Here is an 18826-nt window from a genome sequence, read left to right as displayed (position 1 = left end):
CGTCATCCGCAACGTAAAATGCTAGGCCCCAGAATATTGCTTACAGGATAGCCATGTTCACCATCAGCCGCATTGAAACCGTCACGCAGGAGATCAAGAAGAGCCGCTTTTTGGGCATAGCTGCTCCTGTTGCCAATGAGCAGGCGGCGAAGGACTTTTTGTCTGCGCATTCGGATCTTGCGGCCAATCACAATTGCTGGGCTTGGCGCATCGGGCAAAATTATCGTTTTAGCGATGATGGCGAGCCGAGCGGTACGGCAGGTAAACCCATTCTGCAAGCAATAGACGGGCAACAACTCGATAATATCGTGGTTGTTGTCACGCGCTGGTTCGGCGGTATTCTTTTGGGCAGCGGCGGGCTGATGCGCGCTTATGGCGGTACGGCAGCCATGTGTTTGCGTCAGGCGGAAAAGACTGAAGTAATCCCTGTTATCGGGTTCTCATTTGCCTGTGACTTCTCCGATCACGCGCTTATAAAAGCGCGTCTGACCGCTGTTGAGCATGTGGCGATTGCTAATGAAAATTTCACAGCAACCGGTGTGGAAATGGCTGGTGCAATGCCGATCGCTGCACAAGACGAATTGGCGCGTCTTGTGAGCGATATTACGCGTGGCAAAACCACCATCAAATTTGATGATTAGAGCATTTCCAGCAAAAGCGCGAAGCGGTTTTGCGTAGGATAATGCGTAAAAATAAAGGCATAGAGCGGTTTCGACGCTTCAGTTTCAACAGGAACCGCTCTGATCAGGAAAGTTGCGACTTTCGCAAGGCTTCCGCCGAATAGTGCTTGCGCTTGTCTTCATACATCAGAAGATCGGCACGTTTTGCCACCGTTTCCAGTTTTTCGCCCGGCATGCTGGTCGCAGCGCCCATCGAAAGCTCGATTTTGAGTTGCGAGTAATACTGGTTGTTAATGTCAACCAGCCGGCGAATGTCTTCCATGACCGCATCTGCGCCACGCTCATCCACATATGGAAGCACGACTGCAAATTCGTCACCACCGATACGCGCTGCATGGCCGGGTAACTTCACAGCTTCATTGAGCACTTCACCGATACGGCGAAGCAGGCCATCGCCGCTGGCATGTCCAAGCTGATCATTGGCGGTTTTCAGGCCGTTCAGATCAATTATGATAATTGAAACAGGTGGCTGTCCCTTGCGCTCAAGACGATTGAGTTCGTCAACATAGAAAGCGCGATTATGCAACTTGGTCAGTACATCATGCTTGCCGAGATATTCGAGATAGGCTTCTGCCTTCTTGCGCGCTGTAATGTCGGCAAGTGCCACCTGAACCAGCGACCAGTCCTTTTCGTGGCCCGGCAGGACCGAGAATTGCAGCAGCAGATGCCGTTCGCTACCATCGAGCGCATAATTGACAACTTCGCGGCGCTGAAACAGAACGCCATTCCAGAGATCAATCAGTTGTTCGCGGAAATTCGTTTCCATGTCGCCTTTGAAAACATTTTGCAGGTTTTGCAAAAGCGTTGCTTTGTCTGGTGCAAGAAAGAGTTCAAGTGTTTCACGATTGATGTCGAGAACACGAATTTCACTCATGCACTGGCGTACAAATTCGGGGTGCACATCGGTAAAGACGCGGAAATCGACAATGCCGCGATCCCGGATGTCGTCCATCATCTGCTTGATACGACTGAAATCTTCGACCCAGAGCGAAACCGGCGAGTGCTCGAACAGACCTTCGGCGTGCTGCTTGTGCTTGCTCTGCTCGCGTCGTGCTTCTTCGCGTGCCGTCACGTCTTCGATGGACAAAAGAACGCGATCCCAGCTTTCTTCATGGCCGGGTAAAACCACGCCCTTGAGCTGAATGTCCAAGCGCTTGCCGCCAAGCGAATAGTTTATCGTATCGCTCATAAAGGCGTTGTCGCCGTTCCAGAGCTGGACCATTTCTTCGATATGCGGGTCGACCATATCGTCGCGGAATACGCGCTCTAGATTTTCAGTCAGATGATCGATGTCGCGCGCTTCATAAAGAGAAAGGGTCTTGCGATTGACCTTGAGAACACGGATCTGGCTTGTGCAGGTGCGCAAACGGCTCGTATCTTCCTTGAGAAAGGTTCTAAGGTCAGTAACGCCGAGTTTGCGCCATTGCTCGAATTGCGCACGCAATCCGCTATAGTCCTCAAGCCACAGGGAAATTGGCGCGAGTTCAAAGACATTGGCACCGTCATTTAAGGCAGATTCAATATTCATCGTTCGGTTCTAAACCTGAGGCGTCCTTGCAATTATGCGCAGAACAGATTGGCAGATAATGACTGCCTTATATTACGCGATAAAAAGATAAACCAGCACTTATGTTTAGAAGCGTGTTATTAACCAAAATTTGTAGCGATTGATTAAATGCCGGTCTGGTAGAGACGGGCTGATCAATAACAATTATCGATTGTATCAAAGACTTGTATTTTCGTTCGGAGTCTCGTTTAAAGCCGTGGAAAGCGACATGAGCGGGAGGGTTTCAGAGGGGGCGGACCATGGATGAGCGGCTAAAAAGCCGGGATGTGCCGTTAGCGGTGGATCTCGATGGAACGCTCATTGCGACAGATTTGCTCTGGGAAAGCACCTTTGTTCTTCTGAAGAAAAACCCACTATTTATATTTCTTCTGCCGATCTGGCTGTTGTCAGGCAAGGCCAATCTCAAGCAACAGATTGCGAGCCGCGTTTCCATCAATGCGGCGCTTTTGCCTTATCGTCAGGATTTTCTAAATTACCTGCGCCAAGAACATGCGCTTGGGCGCAGGCTTGTGCTGGCAACGGCAGCCGCGGAACCACTCGCAAAGGCTGTGGCGACTGAGCTCGGGATTTTTGAAACTTTTTATGCAACGAGTGGGAAAACCAATCTTTCCTCGCATCGCAAAGCGCAGATTTTGAGCGAAAAATTTGGGCCTAACGGTTTTGATTATGCCGGTAATGACCGGGCCGATCTTGCCGTCTTTACGGCTGCCCGCGAAGTGATTGTCGTTGCCCCTGACTATGCTGCCGCACGTTTTCAAAAAGAGCATGGAAGCCGTCTTTTTGCCGAGAAAGCGTCAGGCATCAAACCATATCTAAAAATGCTGCGTGTTCATCAATGGCTTAAGAACCTGCTGGTTTTTGTGCCTGCGATCCTCACTCATACCATCTTCTATCCAGACATACTGCTGGCTTCGGTTCTGGCTTTTGTAGCATTTTCGGCGGCTGCTTCGGCGATCTATATTCTCAATGATATTATCGACTTACCGCTTGATCGCCAGCACGCAAGAAAGCGATTGAGGCCTTTTGCCAGCGGTGCGCTCAGCATTCCGTTTGGCCTCAAAGTTTCGATTTTTCTACTTTTGTTGGCAGCGGCCAGTTGTTTGTTTCTGCCTATGGAATTCGCGCTTGTCATTGGTCTTTACCTCGTTGCAACGACTGCTTACTCATTGGCGCTTAAGCGCATGTTGTTGATCGATGTTATTTGCCTCGCAGCCCTTTACGCGATGCGGCTTTTGGGCGGGACGGCGGCAACCGAAATTCCGCAATCATTCTGGCTGATGGCATTTGCGATGTTTTTCTTCCTGTCACTTGCCATGGTCAAACGCTATGTCGAGTTGCAGCACTCGACGGTTACTGAAAAAGACCGCATCGCTGGTCGCGGTTATCGGCCAGAGGATATGAATGTTGTCGGGCAGAGCGGAGTTGCATCCGGCTTTACCGCAGCCGTGGTTTTAGCGCTGTATATCAACTCGGCCGCAGTACAGGAGCTTTACACTTATCAATGGCTGATTTGGCCGCTGGTGCCTATTGTTCTCTACATCATCATTCGCGTGTGGATATTGGCGCATCGCAAGGAAATGGACGACGATCCGGTTGTCTTTCTCGCCAATGATTGGCGCAGTCAGGTGGTGATTGCGATTGGCGCGGTCCTGCTGTTTGTTGCTGGATTACGCTGATGCAACGCTCATTTGACAGTTTTGGACGCATTGACCGACACCGACGAGATGCGATCGCATTCGATGATGTGTGGTCAAACCTGGAAGGCGAAAAAAGCCTGCTGGCCTTCGGAAATGGGCGCTCCTATGGCGATAGTTGCCATAATGATGCGGGCGTACTCGTCCCGATGAGAACGCAAAATCGCATCGTCAGTTTTGATGCGCATACCGGCATTCTTGAAGCGCAATCCGGTGTTCTGCTCAGTGAAGTGATTGCGGCTGTTGCAAAGCACGGTTATTTTCTGCCGGTAACCCCCGGCACGCGTTTTGTGACGCTGGGCGGTGCTATCGCCAATGATGTGCACGGCAAAAATCATCATGCGCGGGGCACATTTGGCTGCCACGTCGAAAGCTTTGAATTGCTGCGCTCTGACGGTGTGCATTACCAGTGTTCAAGCGCTGAAAACCCGGAGCTTTTTGCTGCAACCATTGGCGGTATGGGCCTGACTGGTTTGATCTTGAGCGCGCGCATTCGCCTGATGCCGGTGGGTTCGCTCGATGTTGAAGAGCGCATTACGCCGTTTGATAGCCTTGCCGATTATTTCAGCATAGCGGAGGCGTCTGATCGCGATAATGAATATGCGGTGGCGTGGGTAGACCAGTTGGCGAGTGGACGATCTGAGGGGCGTGGTGTGCTCTTGACCGGCAATCATGCGATTAATGGAAATCGCACAGTCATTACAAGAGAAGCAAAGCTTTCTGTGCCATTCGACCTGCCATTTTCGATGGTGAACGGGCCAAGCCTCACGGCATTCAACACACTTTATTATAATGCCAAGCGCCGCAAGCAGGAACAGCATCCGGTGGGGTTTGGCAGCTTTTTCTATCCGCTGGATGGCGTGCGCAACTGGAACAGGCTTTATGGTCCTGCCGGGCTATATCAGCATCAGAGTGTCATGCCCTTTGATGCAGCGGAGCGTGTGATTCCGGCAATGTTGGCTGCGAGCCGTGCAGCGGGTCAGGCATCGTTTCTCACGGTGTTGAAGCGGTTTGGTGATGTGCATTCGCCGGGTCTAATGTCATTTCCAAAGCCAGGCTACACGCTGACGATGGATTTTCCTAATCGCGGACAAAAGACGCTTGAACTGCTCACGCTTCTTGATCGCATGACAATCGAGGCAGGTGGGCGCGTTAATCCATACAAGGATCAGCGCATGAGCGCTTTGACATTTAAAACGGCTTTTCCGGAATGGCAGCAGCTTGAAGATATGCGAGACGCAAAATTCTGCTCCGACTTCTGGCGGCGCACGGCATTAAGCAATTAAACGGGGCGGAATATGAAATATATCCCATTCATTCTCTTCACGGTCATGACCAATGCGGCAGCACAGTTGCTGCTTAAATATGGAATGATGACATTCAGTAATGCCAGTTACACGGCGGATACACTGATTTATCGCATCTTTCAGATCCTTTTTAATCCATGGGTTTTCGCTGGTCTGACCATGTTCGTAATCTCCATGGCATCACACATGTATGTTTTGTCTAAGGTCGATCTGTCTTTTGCCTATCCGTTTCTAAGCCTTGCCTATGTCGCCGTGGCGGTTTTCGCATGGCTTTTGTTCAAGGAAGAACTGGGTGTCTATAAGATCGCGGGCATCGCTTTTATTTGCATTGGAACAGTACTGATCGCGCAGAGCGGCAAGACGTCGACTGCCGAACAAAAAGCAGCGGTTCATGACCGCTCAGCGTCGTAATTTTAAGGTTGGGGCTTGATTATGAGACATATTATTTTCGGTGGCGATGGCTTTGTGGGACGTTATCTGGCCCCGATGTTGTTGGCGGATGGGCATGAGGTGATTGTTGCCGACATCGTCAAAAGCGATCTTGCACATTATGCACAAGCGACCTTCGTTTACACCGATGTGACCGACCCGGAAGCCATCCGCAAGCTTGGCATTCGCGCCGATGACATGGTCTATAATCTTTCTGCTAAAATGCTCTCACCCATTCAAGTTCGCGCCAAGCGTCATGATTTCTTCTTCCCGGTCAATTATTACGGAACGGAAAACATCATCAAGGCGATGGATGAGGCTGGTGCCAAGCGGCTAGTGCATTTCACCACCGACATGGTCTATGGCCATACTTATGTGTGGCCGCAAAAGGAAGATCACCCCTGCAATCCGCTGGGGGAATATGGTCTGTCAAAGTTCAAGACTGAGGAACTGGCCGCTGAATGGCGTATGCGCGGCATGAATATCTCGCTGTTTCGTCCGCGTCTGATCATCGGACCGGGACGCCTTGGCATTCTGGAAAAGCTGTTCAAGCTGATCGATAACAATCTGCCGGTTCCGATGATCGGATCGGGTAAGAATCCTTATCAGTTCATTTCCGTGTTTGATTGTGCATCCGCAGCCTATGCGGCTTATAAGGCCGGTGTGCCGAATGAGGTTTATAACCTTGGCTCGCTCAACCCGCCGCCAGTGCGTAAGTTGCTTGGTGATCTGGTCAAACATGCCGGATCAAAATCTATTCTGGTGCCGACGCCTGCATGGGCGGTCAAGCGCACACTGGATTTCCTCGACTGGCTCAACAAGCCATTGATGGACCCCGAGCAATATCTGATTGCTGATGAAATGTGCGTTCTCGATGTCTCGAAGGGCGAGCGGGAACTCGGCTGGGTGCCGCAATATCGTGATGAGGATATGCTGATCGCAGCCTACACCGAATACCGCAAGAAACTTGCCGATGCGAAGGCAGCGTGAGGACACGACCATGACAAAGACAGTGAAAATAGATAATGCGATTTCGGTTGCCAATCACACGCCTAAGCCGAAGCTTCTGACGGTCGAAGACGCCAAAGCGCTTGATCTGCCGCGCATGACCGAGCTTTTTACCGGCCATCTTAATCCGGGCCAGTTGCATTTCATGAAGCTGCTCGGCTTTCACAAGGTAAAAATCGAACGCGCCGAAGGCATGTATTATTATGACCAGAACGGTCGCAAGATACTCGATTTTTTCGGCGGCTTTGGTTCGCTGGCGCTTGGGCATAACCATCCGCGCATTCTTGAAGCGCGTCGCAAATTTCAGGAAGAAATGCGACACGAAATCGCTATTGCTTTCATGTCGCAATATGCGGCGGCTTTGGCTTATGACATTGCAGCCTGCTCGCCGGGCGATCTTGACATGGTGTTCCTTGGCTCGTCCGGTTCGGAAGCCATGGAAGCGGCAATCAAGGTTGCAGAGCGCGCCGCAGGCCCTAAGAAGCCGAAGATTGTGTATGCTGAGAATTCATTCCACGGCAAGACGAAGGGCGTGTTGTCGATCACCGATGGCGGGCTTTATCGCGGCGAGTTCAAGCTGGTGGATAACACAGTGCGCGTGCCGTTCGGTGATATTGATGCCATTGAAAATGCATTCCGCGCCGATCCTGAAATCGGCGTGATTGTACTTGAAACGGTTCAGGGGGGCGGCGGCATTATTCAGGCTGATACGGCTTTCTGGCAAAAACTGCGCCAGCTTTGTGACCAGTATGGCGTGATCTGGGTGGCCGATGAAGTGCAGTGCGGCTTTGGCCGTACTGGTAAGTTCTATGCCTTTGAGCATTATGGTGTTATCCCGGATGTCACAGCGCTTGCCAAGTCGCTTGGTGGCGGCAAGACGGCAATGGCTGCGATGATTTCCAAACGCGATGTTTACATGAAAGCCTATGGCACGCCGAAAACGGCAATGATCCATGCCATGGCGACGTTTGGCGGCATTGGCGAAGCTTGCATCACCTCGATTGAAACGATCAATGTTCTTTATGATGAACATCTGATCGATAACTCGGCTGAAACTGGCGATTATCTGCTTGAACGTTTGAAAGAGTTGCAGGACCGCTATCCGGCGCTGATCAAGGATGTGCGTGGCAAGGGCATGATGGTGGGGCTGGAGTTCCACGATTTCTCAAAGACTATGCCGATGGTATTACGCCCCGTGCTGGCAATGCTGGATGACAAGCTGAAGGGCTCGCTTCCGGGCTTTATCGGCAGTCATTTGTTGCGCGATCACGGCGTGCTGGTGGCATTCACGGAATATAATCGCAATGTCATCCGGCTTGAGCCGCCATTGATCTGCACCCGCGCGCATGTTGATGAGTTTATAAAAGCCGTCGATGAAGTTCTGGGGCGTGGCATTGTCCGTATCGTCAAGGATTTCGTAAAAGCCCAGATCAAGTAAAGTTAAAAGCATTTCCAGCAAAAGTGCGAAGCGATTTTGCGCAGGATAAAGCATAAAAATAAAGGCCGGGAAACCGGCCTTTATTTTTTCAGAATGCCGGGGCGCACCAGCAAATCCCAGCAGGCATCGAGCGGCACCACGTCCCGATCTTTAAGCGCGTCAGTGTAAATTTCCTGCAATGCCAGACGCGAAGTCGTCATCGGGCATTTGGGGCGCAACACGCCGTCGGTTGCTTCAACCGCGGCCTTGGTTTCGGGTGTCATTGCAGGGACGGTGCGAAAAGGATCGGCACCGATCTGGATTTTGCGCGTTGCCTCGCGATTGAGCAGCCATGGAAACGGATCGGTGAAATCCAGTGTCATCAGCGTGTTCAGATGCGCACCTGTTCTGACTTCAAACTGCTTGAAGGCTTTGACCGCTTCATCCGCCGAAATGATCCAATACATCTGATAATCAAGCTCGGAATAAAGCCGCCAGCTTGGCAATTGTCCTTGTGTTGCAAGCGCCTCATAAGGCGCAGAATAATCGGCATAATGCTCTGGCAATAATTTCGCACGGTCCATGATGTCGGGTCTGGCGGATACCTGACGCATGTTTTTCAGCTCTGTTACGGGTGGCTGCACATAGGTTGGTGCTACGGCAATCGCGCGCAGAGTTCTGTGCGTTACCTTGCTGAAAGTCGGGATAACGCAGAAGGCAGAAAACACGATGAAAGCGATTTTGGCTTTGCCTTCAACATGTTTGACGCGCTGATAGATCATCAGCAAAACGGGCCAGATGAAAATGAATTCCTGACTTCCGGTGTTCTGTGTCTCCAGAATGATGCCGCCGAGCAGGATAATCGCAAGCCAAACGGAACTGCGGTCAAAAAAGCGAATGGAATTTGTGCCTTGTGTGATTTCAATCCAGAACAGCACGAGGACTAAAATTGCGGCTGGTAAAATGACGTCGAGCTTGCCGGAAACAACGGTCAGAAAGCGCGGCAACAGCGCACCTTGATTGAGCGCCAGAAGTTGCTGGATGTCGGCAATATAGGCCGAAATCATGTGATTGTTGAATTCAAGCGCACCAAGAGCGATAAGTGCAATAATTGCTGCTAGCAGAATGTTTTTGATCGAAATACGACCAGCAAGAAGAGCTGTGAAGCCAAAAAGACCGCCCACCAGAAAGCCGGTGATCTTGGTCAGAAACAGTGCCAGCATCGCAACAGCGCAAAAGGCTGCCAGCTTGCGACCATTGGCAATGAACATTAGCCCGCAGGTCAACACATAAAGCAGCAGCGACACCTGCCGGTTATAGATGCCAAAGCCATCCAGTCCCGGATAGGACGTGTAAGTCTGCACATTGGCGGGGAAGATTGCGAAAACAAGAAATGGAATGAGAAGCGCAAAGGCAAGCGCCCGGCTTTTCCTCACCACGTCTGAAAGGACCACGATCATCAAGGGTGCGGCCACGGCAAGCAAAGACCATTGCACAAGCAACAGTGATTGTGCGTGCGGGAAAAGCTTCATGCCCCAGGCGAAAAGATAATATCCGAGTGGACCGACAGGGATGGAAAAATCCACTGAAGGTATCTGTCCGGTGTTAATACGTTGAGCAGCGTCGAGATAGAGATAAGTATCCCAATACATCGGGCCGATTGGAACGGTCAGCGTAAGGCTCAAGAGGACAATGAGCACGACCAGTACAAGCAGCATCCAGAAAATCGGTCCGCCGAAAAAACGAGTAAATCCGGTTTCTGTGTCTGGCTCTGAACTAACTGAAACTTTCAAACGCTGCCCCCGTTCGGCATAAATTGACCGACTTTGCTTCTTTCTATCCCTTAATGTTTAAAAACTCCAAAACACGCCTTGCGCTTAAGATTTCCCGCAATATGGTGCGCGCTTAATTGTGAGACTGGAGTTGAATTTTTGCAGAGCGTCGATGTTTTGGTGATAGGCGCTGGCGCGGCTGGCATGATGTGCGCGATTGAGGCTGCAAAACGCGGTCGTTCGGTGCTGGTTCTGGACCATGCAAAAAAGCCCGGTGACAAGATCCGTATCTCGGGCGGCGGTCGCTGCAATTTCACGAATATCTATGCAAGTCCGAAAAACTTTCTGTCGCAAAACCCGCATTTCTGTATTTCTGCTCTAAGTCGCTTCACACAACGCGATTTTATCAAAATGGTGGAAAAGCATCGCATTGCCTATCATGAAAAGACGCTTGGACAGCTCTTTTGCGATGGCACGGCCACGCAGATCATTGATATGCTGCTTGATGAAATGAAACATTATGGCGCTCGCTTGCAACTCGAAACCTCCATCGAAAATGTCGACAAGAGCGAGCGTGGTTTTGTTGTCCGGCATTCCGGCGGAAGTGTTACAGCAAAGTCGTTGGTCATTGCCACAGGCGGAAAATCCATTCCCAAAATGGGTGCGACGGGGTTTGGTTATGACGTTGCCAAGCAGTTTGGTCTGCGTCTTGTCGAGACACGTCCGGGGCTGGTGCCGTTGACGTTTGAGCCGCATTTGCTGGAGCGCCTGAAACCTTTGGCGGGTATTGCAGTCGATGCGGTTGTTTCCTGCAAAAAGACGAAGTTCACGGAAGCCATGCTGTTCACCCATCGTGGCATCAGCGGACCGTCCATTTTGCAGATTTCGTCTTATTGGCGCGAGGGGGATGAAATTGCGATCTCGATGCTGCCAAAAACTGATCTGTTTGAAGCGCTGCGCGATCAGCGTTCTAAAAATGGCAAGCAAGCATTGCAAACAGCACTTTCGTTCTTCATTCCAAAAAAGCTGGCGCAGCTTATTGCAGCCGATTTTCCTCTAACCAATCTTGCTGATTTGTCGGATACCGTTCTGCGGCGTGTTGCGGCTGCGGTCAATGACTGGCATGTGAAGCCAGCCGGTTCCGAAGGTTATCGCACAGCGGAAGTCACGCTGGGCGGTGTGGACACACGCGATCTTGAATCCAAGACTATGGAGGCCAAGAGCGTTGCAGGTCTTTATTTCATAGGTGAAGTGGTTGACGTTACGGGCTGGCTTGGCGGTTACAATTTTCAGTGGGCGTGGTCGTCGGGTTGGTGCGCAGGGCAGGTCGTTTAAAACTGTGTCGTCGCGTCGCGCTTGAACGAATTTAATTATTCCTTGGTGGCTATTTCCATATCACCTGAAGTATTGGTGAAGGATGGAGGTCGTCTGAATGCCGCAAAGAAATTCCCCCCTCGCGCCGTTTCAGTATGGAACTTTTCGCGCTTTGTGGTCTGCAACGCTGTTTTCAAACCTTGGCGGGCTTGTGCAAACGGTCGGCGCGGGCTGGATGATGGCCACCATTGCGCATTCCGATGATATGGTTGCGCTGGTTCAGGCTTCGACGACTTTGCCGGTGATGATTTTCTCTGTGGCAGCCGGTGCGCTGGCCGATAATTTCGATCGCCGCCGCATCATGCTCACCGCGCAAATTCTGCTGTTGTTGGTGTCCGTGGCGCTTGCGGCTTTCGCTTATCTTGGCATGCTGACGCCGTGGATGTTGCTTGGCTTTACCTTTCTGATTGGCTGTGGTGGCGCGTTGCACAACCCGTCTTGGCAGGCGTCGATGGGTGATATAGTGCCGCGCGCCGATCTGCCAGCGGCTGTGGCGCTCAATTCCATGAGCTTTAATCTGATGCGCAGCATTGGCCCGGCAATCGGCGGTGCAATTGTTGCGGTGGCGGGTGCGGCCTTTGCCTTCATCTTCAATGCTTTCAGCTACCTTGCGCTTATTCTGGCCTTATGGCGCTGGCAGCCGCAGACAACCAAATCGACATTGCCACGCGAAACGCTAGGGCCTGCAATGGTGGCGGGTCTGCGTTATGTATCGATGTCGCCGAACCTTTTGAAGGTGATGTTTCGCGGCTTTTTGTTTGGTCTATCGGCGATTGTCATTCTCGCACTTCTGCCGCTTGTGGCGCGTGATCTTGTCGACGGTACAGCGCTGACATACGGCATCATGCTTGGCTTTTTTGGCGTGGGCGCGATTGGTGGCGCGCTTTCAAGCGCAAGGCTGCGCGAATTGCTCGGCAATGAATGGCTGGTGCGTGGTGCTTTCACAGCATTCGCAATCAGCTGCCTGTTACTATCGGTTAGCCGCAGCATATGGATGAGTTGCCTTTTTCTGCTTCCCGCAGGCCTTTCATGGGTGCTTGCCCTGTCGCTTTTTAACGTGACTGTGCAGCTTTCCACGCCACGATGGGTAGTGGGTCGCGCATTGGCACTTTACCAGACTGCCACGTTTGGTGGCATGGCGGCTGGCAGCTGGCTTTGGGGTTCTGTGGCTGACGGAGTTGGTGTGCCTATTGCCCTAATGGTCGCGGCAGGTGTTTTGCTGTTTGGGGCGCTGGTCGGTTTTCTTCTGCCGCAGCCTGATTTTGAATCGCTCAATCTCGATCCGCTCAATCGCTTCAGCGAACCCAAATTGCGGCTTGATTTGCGTTCGCGCAGTGGGCCGATCATGATCATGGTCGATTATAAAATCGCGCAAGAGGATGTCCGCGCATTTCTGGAAGCAATGGCATTGCGACGGCGTATTCGCATTCGTGATGGTGCACGGCAATGGGCGCTGCTGCGCGATCTGGAAAACCCAGAAACATGGACCGAGAGCTATCATGTTCCGACATGGGTGGAATATGTGCGCCACAATCAGCGGCGCACGCAGTCGGATGCAGAAGTCTCAGAAAGACTGCTTGCTCTTCACAAAGGTTCGACGCCGCCTGTGGTGCATCGCATGATTGAGCGGCAAACGGTCTCAATTCATGATGATATGCCGCTGAAGACGCATCTCGACTTAACTTAGGATGAGCCGCGCAAAGCTTTCCTGAGCTTTGCGCGGCATGATTTTAAGCCGCTTCGTCGCTTTTACGACCAATGCTTAAAAGCTGATAGAGCACCAGAGCGGCAAAGGTTGATGTACCAATCCCACCAAGTGCAAAACTTCCAATATTGACAGTGAAATCGCCAGCGCCGAAAATCAGTGCGACGCCAACCGTGAAGAGATTGCGCGGATCGGCGAAGTTGACCTTGTTGACCACCCAGATACGTGCCATTGCCGAAGCAATCAGACCGAAAACCGATACAGCCAGTCCTGCCAGAACCGGGGCCGGAATGGTGTGCAGGATCGCGCCGAATTTTGGCGACATGCCAAGTGCGATGGCAACCACAGCCGCAATGACGAAGATCAGCGTTGAATAGACTTTGGTCATGGCCATGACGCCGATATTTTCGGCATAGGTTGTGACGCCCGTACCGCCGCCAGAACCTGAAATCATCGTGGCAATACCATCGCCGAAAAAGCCACGACCGATGTAGCGGTCCATGTTCTGGCCGGTGATCGAGCCAAGCGCTTTGATATGGCCGAGGTTTTCAGCAACCAGAACGATTGCCACCGGTGCAATCAGCGTGATCGCCGGCCATGTGAAAACAGGTGCGGTGAAGGCTGGCAGGCCAAACCATGGAGCAGCCCCCACAGCGGCAAAGTCAATTCCCGGAACAAAGCCAAGGCCATTGCCGAAAATCAGTACGAGGCAATAGCCGAACAGGAGCGCCAGCAGCACGGCAATGCGCTTGGTGGCAAGTGAACCGTAGGCTGAAATCATCGCCATACAAAGCACGGTTAACAGTGCGATTGTCATATGCGCGCCGGAGCCCTTGAGCTGGCCGATTGCTACTGGTGCGAGGTTAAGGCCGATGGCGACGCCGATGGCGCCGGTAACTGCGGGCGGCATCAGTCGCTCGACCCAGCCTGAACCTACAGCCATCACCACAAGTCCGATCACGGCGTAAAGCGCACCGCAGGCGATGATGCCGCCAAGAGCAAGCGCGATATTCGGATTGGGGCCGCTGCCGGAATAGGCTGTCACAGCGATCACGACAGCTATGAAGGAGAAAGACGAACCAAGATAGCTTGGCACGCGACCGCCAGTCATCAAAAAGAAGATGAGCGTTCCAATGCCTGAGAAAAAGACTGCGACGTTTGGATCAAAACCCATCAGCAAAGGTGCGACGATGGTTGAGCCGGACATGGCCAGCAGATGCTGAATGCCCATCGGCACTGCGGCCGCTGTCGGAAGCCGTTCGTCAGGCAATACCGTGCTGTTATTGGTAAGACGCCACTTTGGAAAATAGGACATAGACCCCTCGTAAGATGTTTATCGAGAGGCCATTAACTCCAATTGAAACTGACCGCCAGTGTTTGCGGGTCACGTTTCCTCAAGAAATAATTGTCACGCGGGCAGAGAACCGGTATTGGCTTGTTGTTTTTGAGCCTTCGCAGGCATCGTGATGACGATCAGACATATAACAACCAGCAACACGCCAAGCCAGCCAAGCGCAGGCAATCTTTCTCCAACGATAAGAACTGCAAAAAATGCGGCAACGACGGGTTCAAAGAGCGTAATTGTTGTCGCCACGCTCGCCTGAACCCGGCTTAGGCCGTAACCGAAACAGACATAGCCCAGAAACATCGGGATCAGCGCCATATAGATGCCAACGGCTGCGTTGTTCCATGACACCAGAAAGGGGCCGCCGGTCAAAGCCAGAACTGGCATCAGCAGCAATCCGCCAATACCAAAAATCGCTCCCATTGCCGTTGTTGAAGAAATGCTCTTCTGCATGAGGCGGCGCGCGCACCACGAGTAAAGTGCATAGGTGAAACCTGCCACAAGCCCCAGCGACATGCCGATGATTTCGGAATTGGAGTTGCTGGATGCATGTCCTCCGTTGCCTTCGGCTACACATAGAAGCAGCATTCCGATAATGCCGATCGATGCACCGATTGCCCAGCGCATGGATAAACGAAGACCATCAAGCTTATATTCAATGAGTGCGGATAGAAGAGGAGCTGATCCCAACGAAATAAGCGTGCCGATAGTGACCCCAGCCATCCGCATGGAAGCGTAAAAAGCCAGTGGGTATAGAGCAACGGCAACGCCGCCAAACAAAAGATAGCGCCATTCAACCATCAATGCCCGTCGCGATGCGGAAATGCCTTTGAAAGCGAGCAATGCTTGCAACAGTCCGCCAATGCCCATTGCGGCGGCACCGATGGCAACAGCGCTTACTTCGGGTGCAAATGTTGCCGCCGTTCCTGTGGTGCCCCAGATGATGGACGCGATGAGGATTGCTGCAACGCCGAGCAGGTAGTCTTTTGATGATTGCATCAGAGTGTCTTCAATAGTGTAACGACGAGGTCTTTGGCTTCACGCATCTGTCTGCCGTTGCCTTCAAGACCGGAGCGCGTGATAGCACCTTCGAGAATGAAGGAGAGGTGCCTTGCAAATGAATTCAACTCTACGTCATCGGTGATGAGGTCGCGAAGATGGTCAGCGAGAAAGCCTTCGATCTGTTCTTTGTGCCTGCGCACAGTTGCACGCCCCGGATTGTCCGCCGATAATTCTGCCGCAGCATTCAAGAGGCCGCAGCCGCGAAAGCCCCGTTCATAGGCAAATTCTGCATGGTCCTCATAAGCCGCAAAAACGGCCAGAATTTTCTCTTTGGGATTTTTAGCATTCTCAAGGCGTTTTTCATAAAGTGACAGCCATTCCTCATGTCGCAATTCTAGATAGGTTGCGACAAGGTCGGCCTTGGACGAAAAATTATTATAAAGGCTTTGCTTTGCAACACCCGCACGGCGTGTGATCGAGTCGATGCCTGTGGCGGCAATGCCATCATTATAAAACAATATCTGAGCGGCCTCTAAAAGCCGTTCGCGCGCTGTTTTTGATGCATTTTCAAGTTGGTTGTTCATAGCACCCGTATAGAGTAGTTAGGTAGATCAGTCTACCTAATAAAAGCCGACCGCCAATCTTTCAATTTTCTGCGTTCAAATTTAATTTTACACCTGCAGGAACAAAGGCGGTTGGGCTGCGTTTTAGGCGCGGAGGAGTGCATTCAGGCTTGGTGGCATGCGCTCTTCACATCAAGCGGAGCGAATTTTCTTAATGTTTCAGATTGTGACGTCCGGACGGTATCGTCGATTGAAATCGGCTACCGCTCCCCACCGTGAAAGACTTGACGAATTATATGGCAATCAGTCGATGTTTTGCTCGGTTGAGAACTATAAGCGGTATTTACAGGCCACTCTTGCAAGCAGAACCTGTCTGGAAACCATGCTGGAAGTTAGCCATATTGGCGCGCTTTATTCCGGCTGGGATCAGAGCAAGCTTGAACAAGAGCTTTTAAGCGACATCGACGATATTGCCGATGTTGATATTCCCCTTGTCGTCGGACCAAAGCGCACCACTCAGCCGGTTGATCTGGCGACTGTGATTGGTACGCTTTATGCTCTCGAATCCACCGTTTACGGGGTTCAGCAACGTGCTGAACTGGTATCACAACTTGGATTTAATGGAGATTTTGGTGCTCGCCATCTGATAAAACAGTCCAGCAGTTTATTTTTATGGCCACAGGCATTAAAACTCATTGAAATAACGCCTTTTGACGATGATGATGAGGAGCGCTGCATGTTTGCGGCCATCGCAGCGTTAGGTGCGCTCGAGTATAATTATCTTAAGGTTTTCAACTATGTCGCCAGACAATCTGCCTGACCAGACCGGCTGCGATCGCGAACCCATACATATACCGGGATCGATTCAGCCGCATGGGATGCTTCTGATCGCAGAAATTTCTACGGGGCTGATTGTGGGTGGTGCGGGGCAGTTGGAAACCTATTTCGGTGACCGATGGTATGGGCAACACATCGATACATTGCTGCAACTCAATGTGCTTTCAATTGCTCGAAATGCGCCGCGTGCCGATGAAATCATTCTTGGCAAACGTATCGTCGGTGAGAAGAGTTTCGACCTGCTGGGACATATTCTCGATCAGTATCTGCTGATCGAAATCGAGCCTGCGCTTGAGGCAAATATTACGCCCGAACAGTCACTTTCAGGTCTTGAAGCAATAGCCTATGCGTTTGAAAACGCGCCGGATACTCAGGCCCTGTTTGGGAAGGCTGTTGCGGTGTTTCGCACGCTCACGGGCTTTGACCGCGTTATGATCTACCAGTTTCTTGATGATGCGTCCGGCGTTGTTGTTGCTGAAGACCGCAACGATGTTTACCCATCCTTTCTCAACCATCATTTCCCTGCCAGCGATATTCCGAGGCAGGCCCGCGCTCTTTATTTGCGCAACCGCGTTCGCGTTATTCCCAATTCGTCCTATGAGCCACAACCGTTAAAATGGTATGGCGCCTCCGTCGAGCATCTCGATCTAAGCGATGTGGCGCTGAGAAGTGTGTCTCCTATTCATCTGCAATATCTGCGGAATATGGGCGTGGGCGCGAGTGCGTCCGTTTCCATCATCAAGGATGGCGTGCTCTGGGGGTTGATTGCTTGTCACAATGCAACGCCTATGGTGATGCCTTTTGCAATACGCGCTGTGGCGCGCGCTTTGGCGGCAAGTCTTGCACGCCAGATGAAGGCCAAGGACGAGGCGGAAAATGCAAGAGAGCGGCTTCGTCTTCGATCGCATGAGGATCGTCTGGTTGAGGCGCTCCTGATCAACAGTTCTCTTGAGGAGCGTTTTTCTGCATCTGCCGACAATCTGAGAAAAATGATGATTGCAGACGGGTTCGCTGTCGTTGCCAATGGAAGGCTTGATGCTCAGTCCGGAACGTCTCCGGATATCGCCGATCTCAATACAATCATCCAATTGACCGAAAACAAGCTCAAGGATGGCTTGTTTTACTCGTATGAGTTTGGACGCAATAAGAGTTTGCCCTCGCATATCGTGCCACTCGCAAGCGGTATTGCTGTTCTCAAACTGTATCTTGATGATGATGTATTCCTGATATGGTCGCGGGCGGAAAAGGTACAAATTGTTGAATGGGCTGGAAATCCGCACAAGGATGCGGAAAGTTCATCAGCGCAACCACTTACGCCTCGCGCATCTTTTGAAGCGTGGACAGAAGAAGTTCGTGGTCGCTCGCGTTATTGGAATTTCAACAAGATCGACGCGATGCACCGTGTTGGGCGCGTCATTTCTGAAGCCTATCAGCGCCGGCGTATTGATCGACTGAATCGTGAGTTGCAAAGGACTGTGGAGCAGAAAGACAAGCTTCTGGAACAGAAGGATTTCCTCATGAAGGAAATTAATCATCGGGTCCAGAACAGTCTTCAGCTTGTTTCCACATTTCTTGGCATGCAGATGCGGGAAATCACTGATCCGACTGTTATCCAATATCTTACCGACGCGCGCAGTCGTATTGCCGCGGTGGCTTTGGTGCATCGGCGTCTTTATTCCGATAATTATGTTGGATCGGTCGATCTCGCCCGATACCTCGAAGAACTATCGAATGAACTGTTTCAGTCCATGGGTGAGGAATGGAGAAGTCGCCATACGAGCAAGCTCTCGCATGTGTTAATCAATGCAGATCGGGCTATCAATATCGGGTTGGTTTATTCAGAACTGGTCACCAATGCGAATAAATACGCTTACGATGGTGCGCCCGGTCCGACCGAGGTGATACTGGACCAGCACTTTAATCAGGCGCGACTGATCGTGGCTGATAATGGCGGTGGAAAGACGCGAGACCGCAGTGGTTTTGGCAGCAAGATGCTCAACGCAATCGTCATTGGTCTTGGTGGCGAACTCGAAGAATTAAACAATAATCCGGGGCTGAAGGTCGTGGTGACGGTGCCAATCGAGCTATAAAGTTTAGAGCGGCTCTCAGTTTTATTGAGTTAGAAC

General features: G+C 51.6%; 15 protein-coding genes. 10 read left to right on the top strand and 5 right to left on the bottom strand.

Translation table 11 applies throughout. From position 1 onward, the window contains the following. Positions 1–53: 53 nt before the first annotated feature. Positions 54–641: an IMPACT family protein gene (locus CEV31_RS17105; RefSeq protein ID WP_094508805.1), complete on the top strand. Its 588-nt coding sequence runs from the start codon at positions 54–56 to the stop codon at positions 639–641. Positions 642–744: 103 nt separating this feature from the next. Here CEV31_RS17105 and CEV31_RS17100 read toward each other — a convergent pair whose 3' ends face one another. Further along, positions 745–2208 carry a sensor domain-containing diguanylate cyclase gene (locus CEV31_RS17100; protein ID WP_094508803.1) on the bottom strand — a complete coding sequence of 488 codons (1464 nt, stop codon included), beginning with the start codon at positions 2206–2208 and terminating at the stop codon, positions 745–747. Positions 2209–2486: 278 nt separating this feature from the next. On the opposite strand from CEV31_RS17100, the gene CEV31_RS17095 reads away from it, so the two are divergent. Genes CEV31_RS17095 through CEV31_RS17075 form a run of 5 tightly spaced genes read left to right on the top strand, consistent with a single transcriptional unit; the run spans position 2487 to position 8123 of the window. Beyond that, entirely contained in the window at positions 2487–3923 is a 1437-nt protein-coding gene (locus tag CEV31_RS17095; RefSeq protein ID WP_094508801.1) for a UbiA family prenyltransferase, read from the top strand. Further along, positions 3923–5227, top strand: a complete 1305-nt coding sequence (locus CEV31_RS17090) for an FAD-binding oxidoreductase (protein WP_094508799.1) — start codon at positions 3923–3925, stop codon at positions 5225–5227. Before CEV31_RS17095 ends, CEV31_RS17090 begins: the two co-directional genes overlap by 1 nt. 12 nt (positions 5228–5239) lie before the next feature. Then, positions 5240–5659, top strand: coding sequence for an EamA family transporter (locus tag CEV31_RS17085; RefSeq protein ID WP_094508797.1), 420 nt, complete (start codon positions 5240–5242; stop codon positions 5657–5659). A 21-nt stretch (positions 5660–5680) separates the two neighbouring features. Next, positions 5681–6667 (top strand): NAD-dependent epimerase/dehydratase family protein, encoded by a 987-nt coding sequence (locus CEV31_RS17080; protein WP_094508795.1) that lies wholly within the window; start codon positions 5681–5683, stop codon positions 6665–6667. Positions 6668–6677: 10 nt separating this feature from the next. Further along, entirely contained in the window at positions 6678–8123 is a 1446-nt protein-coding gene (locus tag CEV31_RS17075) for an aspartate aminotransferase family protein (RefSeq protein ID WP_094508793.1), read from the top strand. An 80-nt stretch (positions 8124–8203) separates the two neighbouring features. On the opposite strand, the gene CEV31_RS17070 is transcribed toward CEV31_RS17075, so the two are convergent. Further along, positions 8204–9895 carry a hypothetical protein gene (locus CEV31_RS17070; RefSeq protein WP_374847131.1) on the bottom strand — a complete coding sequence of 564 codons (1692 nt, stop codon included), beginning with the start codon at positions 9893–9895 and terminating at the stop codon, positions 8204–8206. A 138-nt stretch (positions 9896–10033) separates the two neighbouring features. Between CEV31_RS17070 and CEV31_RS17065 the strand changes: the two genes are divergently transcribed. Further along, the gene (locus CEV31_RS17065; protein ID WP_094508791.1) at positions 10034–11209 is read left to right on the top strand and encodes a BaiN/RdsA family NAD(P)/FAD-dependent oxidoreductase; all 1176 of its coding nucleotides are present in this window, start codon (positions 10034–10036) and stop codon (positions 11207–11209) included. A 97-nt stretch (positions 11210–11306) separates the two neighbouring features. Then, positions 11307–12935, top strand: a complete 1629-nt coding sequence (locus CEV31_RS17060) for an MFS transporter (RefSeq protein WP_094508789.1) — start codon at positions 11307–11309, stop codon at positions 12933–12935. Positions 12936–12978: 43 nt separating this feature from the next. Here the strand turns inward: CEV31_RS17060 and CEV31_RS17055 are convergent, their stop codons facing one another. The 3 genes from CEV31_RS17055 to CEV31_RS17045 form a co-directional block, all read right to left on the bottom strand. Further along, complete coding sequence (locus CEV31_RS17055; protein ID WP_094508787.1) at positions 12979–14268, bottom strand: solute carrier family 23 protein; 1290 nt, start codon at positions 14266–14268, stop codon at positions 12979–12981. Positions 14269–14361: 93 nt separating this feature from the next. Further along, entirely contained in the window at positions 14362–15297 is a 936-nt protein-coding gene (locus CEV31_RS17050) for a DMT family transporter (protein WP_094508785.1), read from the bottom strand. Then, the gene (locus CEV31_RS17045; RefSeq protein WP_094508783.1) at positions 15297–15884 is read right to left on the bottom strand and encodes a TetR/AcrR family transcriptional regulator; all 588 of its coding nucleotides are present in this window, start codon (positions 15882–15884) and stop codon (positions 15297–15299) included. Before CEV31_RS17045 ends, CEV31_RS17050 begins: the two co-directional genes overlap by 1 nt. Before the next feature lie 193 nt (positions 15885–16077). On the opposite strand from CEV31_RS17045, the gene CEV31_RS17040 reads away from it, so the two are divergent. Together CEV31_RS17040 and CEV31_RS17035 are read left to right on the top strand one after the other, a co-directional pair. Further along, the gene (locus CEV31_RS17040; protein WP_094508781.1) at positions 16078–16683 is read left to right on the top strand and encodes a heme oxygenase-like domain-containing protein; all 606 of its coding nucleotides are present in this window, start codon (positions 16078–16080) and stop codon (positions 16681–16683) included. Beyond that, positions 16661–18790, top strand: coding sequence for a histidine kinase dimerization/phosphoacceptor domain -containing protein (locus tag CEV31_RS17035; protein WP_094508779.1), 2130 nt, complete (start codon positions 16661–16663; stop codon positions 18788–18790). Before CEV31_RS17040 ends, CEV31_RS17035 begins: the two co-directional genes overlap by 23 nt. Positions 18791–18826: the final 36 nt, after the last annotated feature.

The organism is Brucella thiophenivorans (genome assembly GCF_002252445.1).
Classification (GTDB): Bacteria; Pseudomonadota; Alphaproteobacteria; order Rhizobiales; family Rhizobiaceae; genus Brucella; species Brucella thiophenivorans.
This window is presented reverse-complemented; position numbering and strand designations above follow the sequence as displayed.

Excerpts from the sequence above, each read along its gene's own strand:
- CEV31_RS17095 (WP_094508801.1), top strand. The coding sequence starts at position 2,487 with ATGGATGAGCGGCTAAAAAGCCGGGATGTGCCGTTAGCGGTGGATCTC.
- CEV31_RS17060 (WP_094508789.1), top strand. The coding sequence starts at position 11,307 with ATGCCGCAAAGAAATTCCCCCCTCGCGCCGTTTCAGTATGGAACTTTT.
- CEV31_RS17105 (WP_094508805.1), top strand. The coding sequence starts at position 54 with ATGTTCACCATCAGCCGCATTGAAACCGTCACGCAGGAGATCAAGAAG.
- CEV31_RS17050 (WP_094508785.1), bottom strand. The coding sequence starts at position 15,297 with ATGCAATCATCAAAAGACTACCTGCTCGGCGTTGCAGCAATCCTCATC.
- CEV31_RS17080 (WP_094508795.1), top strand. The coding sequence starts at position 5,681 with ATGAGACATATTATTTTCGGTGGCGATGGCTTTGTGGGACGTTATCTG.
- CEV31_RS17100 (WP_094508803.1), bottom strand. The coding sequence starts at position 2,208 with ATGAATATTGAATCTGCCTTAAATGACGGTGCCAATGTCTTTGAACTC.
- CEV31_RS17075 (WP_094508793.1), top strand. The coding sequence starts at position 6,678 with ATGACAAAGACAGTGAAAATAGATAATGCGATTTCGGTTGCCAATCAC.
- CEV31_RS17045 (WP_094508783.1), bottom strand. The coding sequence starts at position 15,884 with ATGAACAACCAACTTGAAAATGCATCAAAAACAGCGCGCGAACGGCTT.
- CEV31_RS17040 (WP_094508781.1), top strand. The coding sequence starts at position 16,078 with ATGTTTCAGATTGTGACGTCCGGACGGTATCGTCGATTGAAATCGGCT.
- CEV31_RS17090 (WP_094508799.1), top strand. The coding sequence starts at position 3,923 with ATGCAACGCTCATTTGACAGTTTTGGACGCATTGACCGACACCGACGA.
- CEV31_RS17055 (WP_094508787.1), bottom strand. The coding sequence starts at position 14,268 with ATGTCCTATTTTCCAAAGTGGCGTCTTACCAATAACAGCACGGTATTG.
- CEV31_RS17035 (WP_094508779.1), top strand. The coding sequence starts at position 16,661 with ATGTCGCCAGACAATCTGCCTGACCAGACCGGCTGCGATCGCGAACCC.
- CEV31_RS17085 (WP_094508797.1), top strand. The coding sequence starts at position 5,240 with ATGAAATATATCCCATTCATTCTCTTCACGGTCATGACCAATGCGGCA.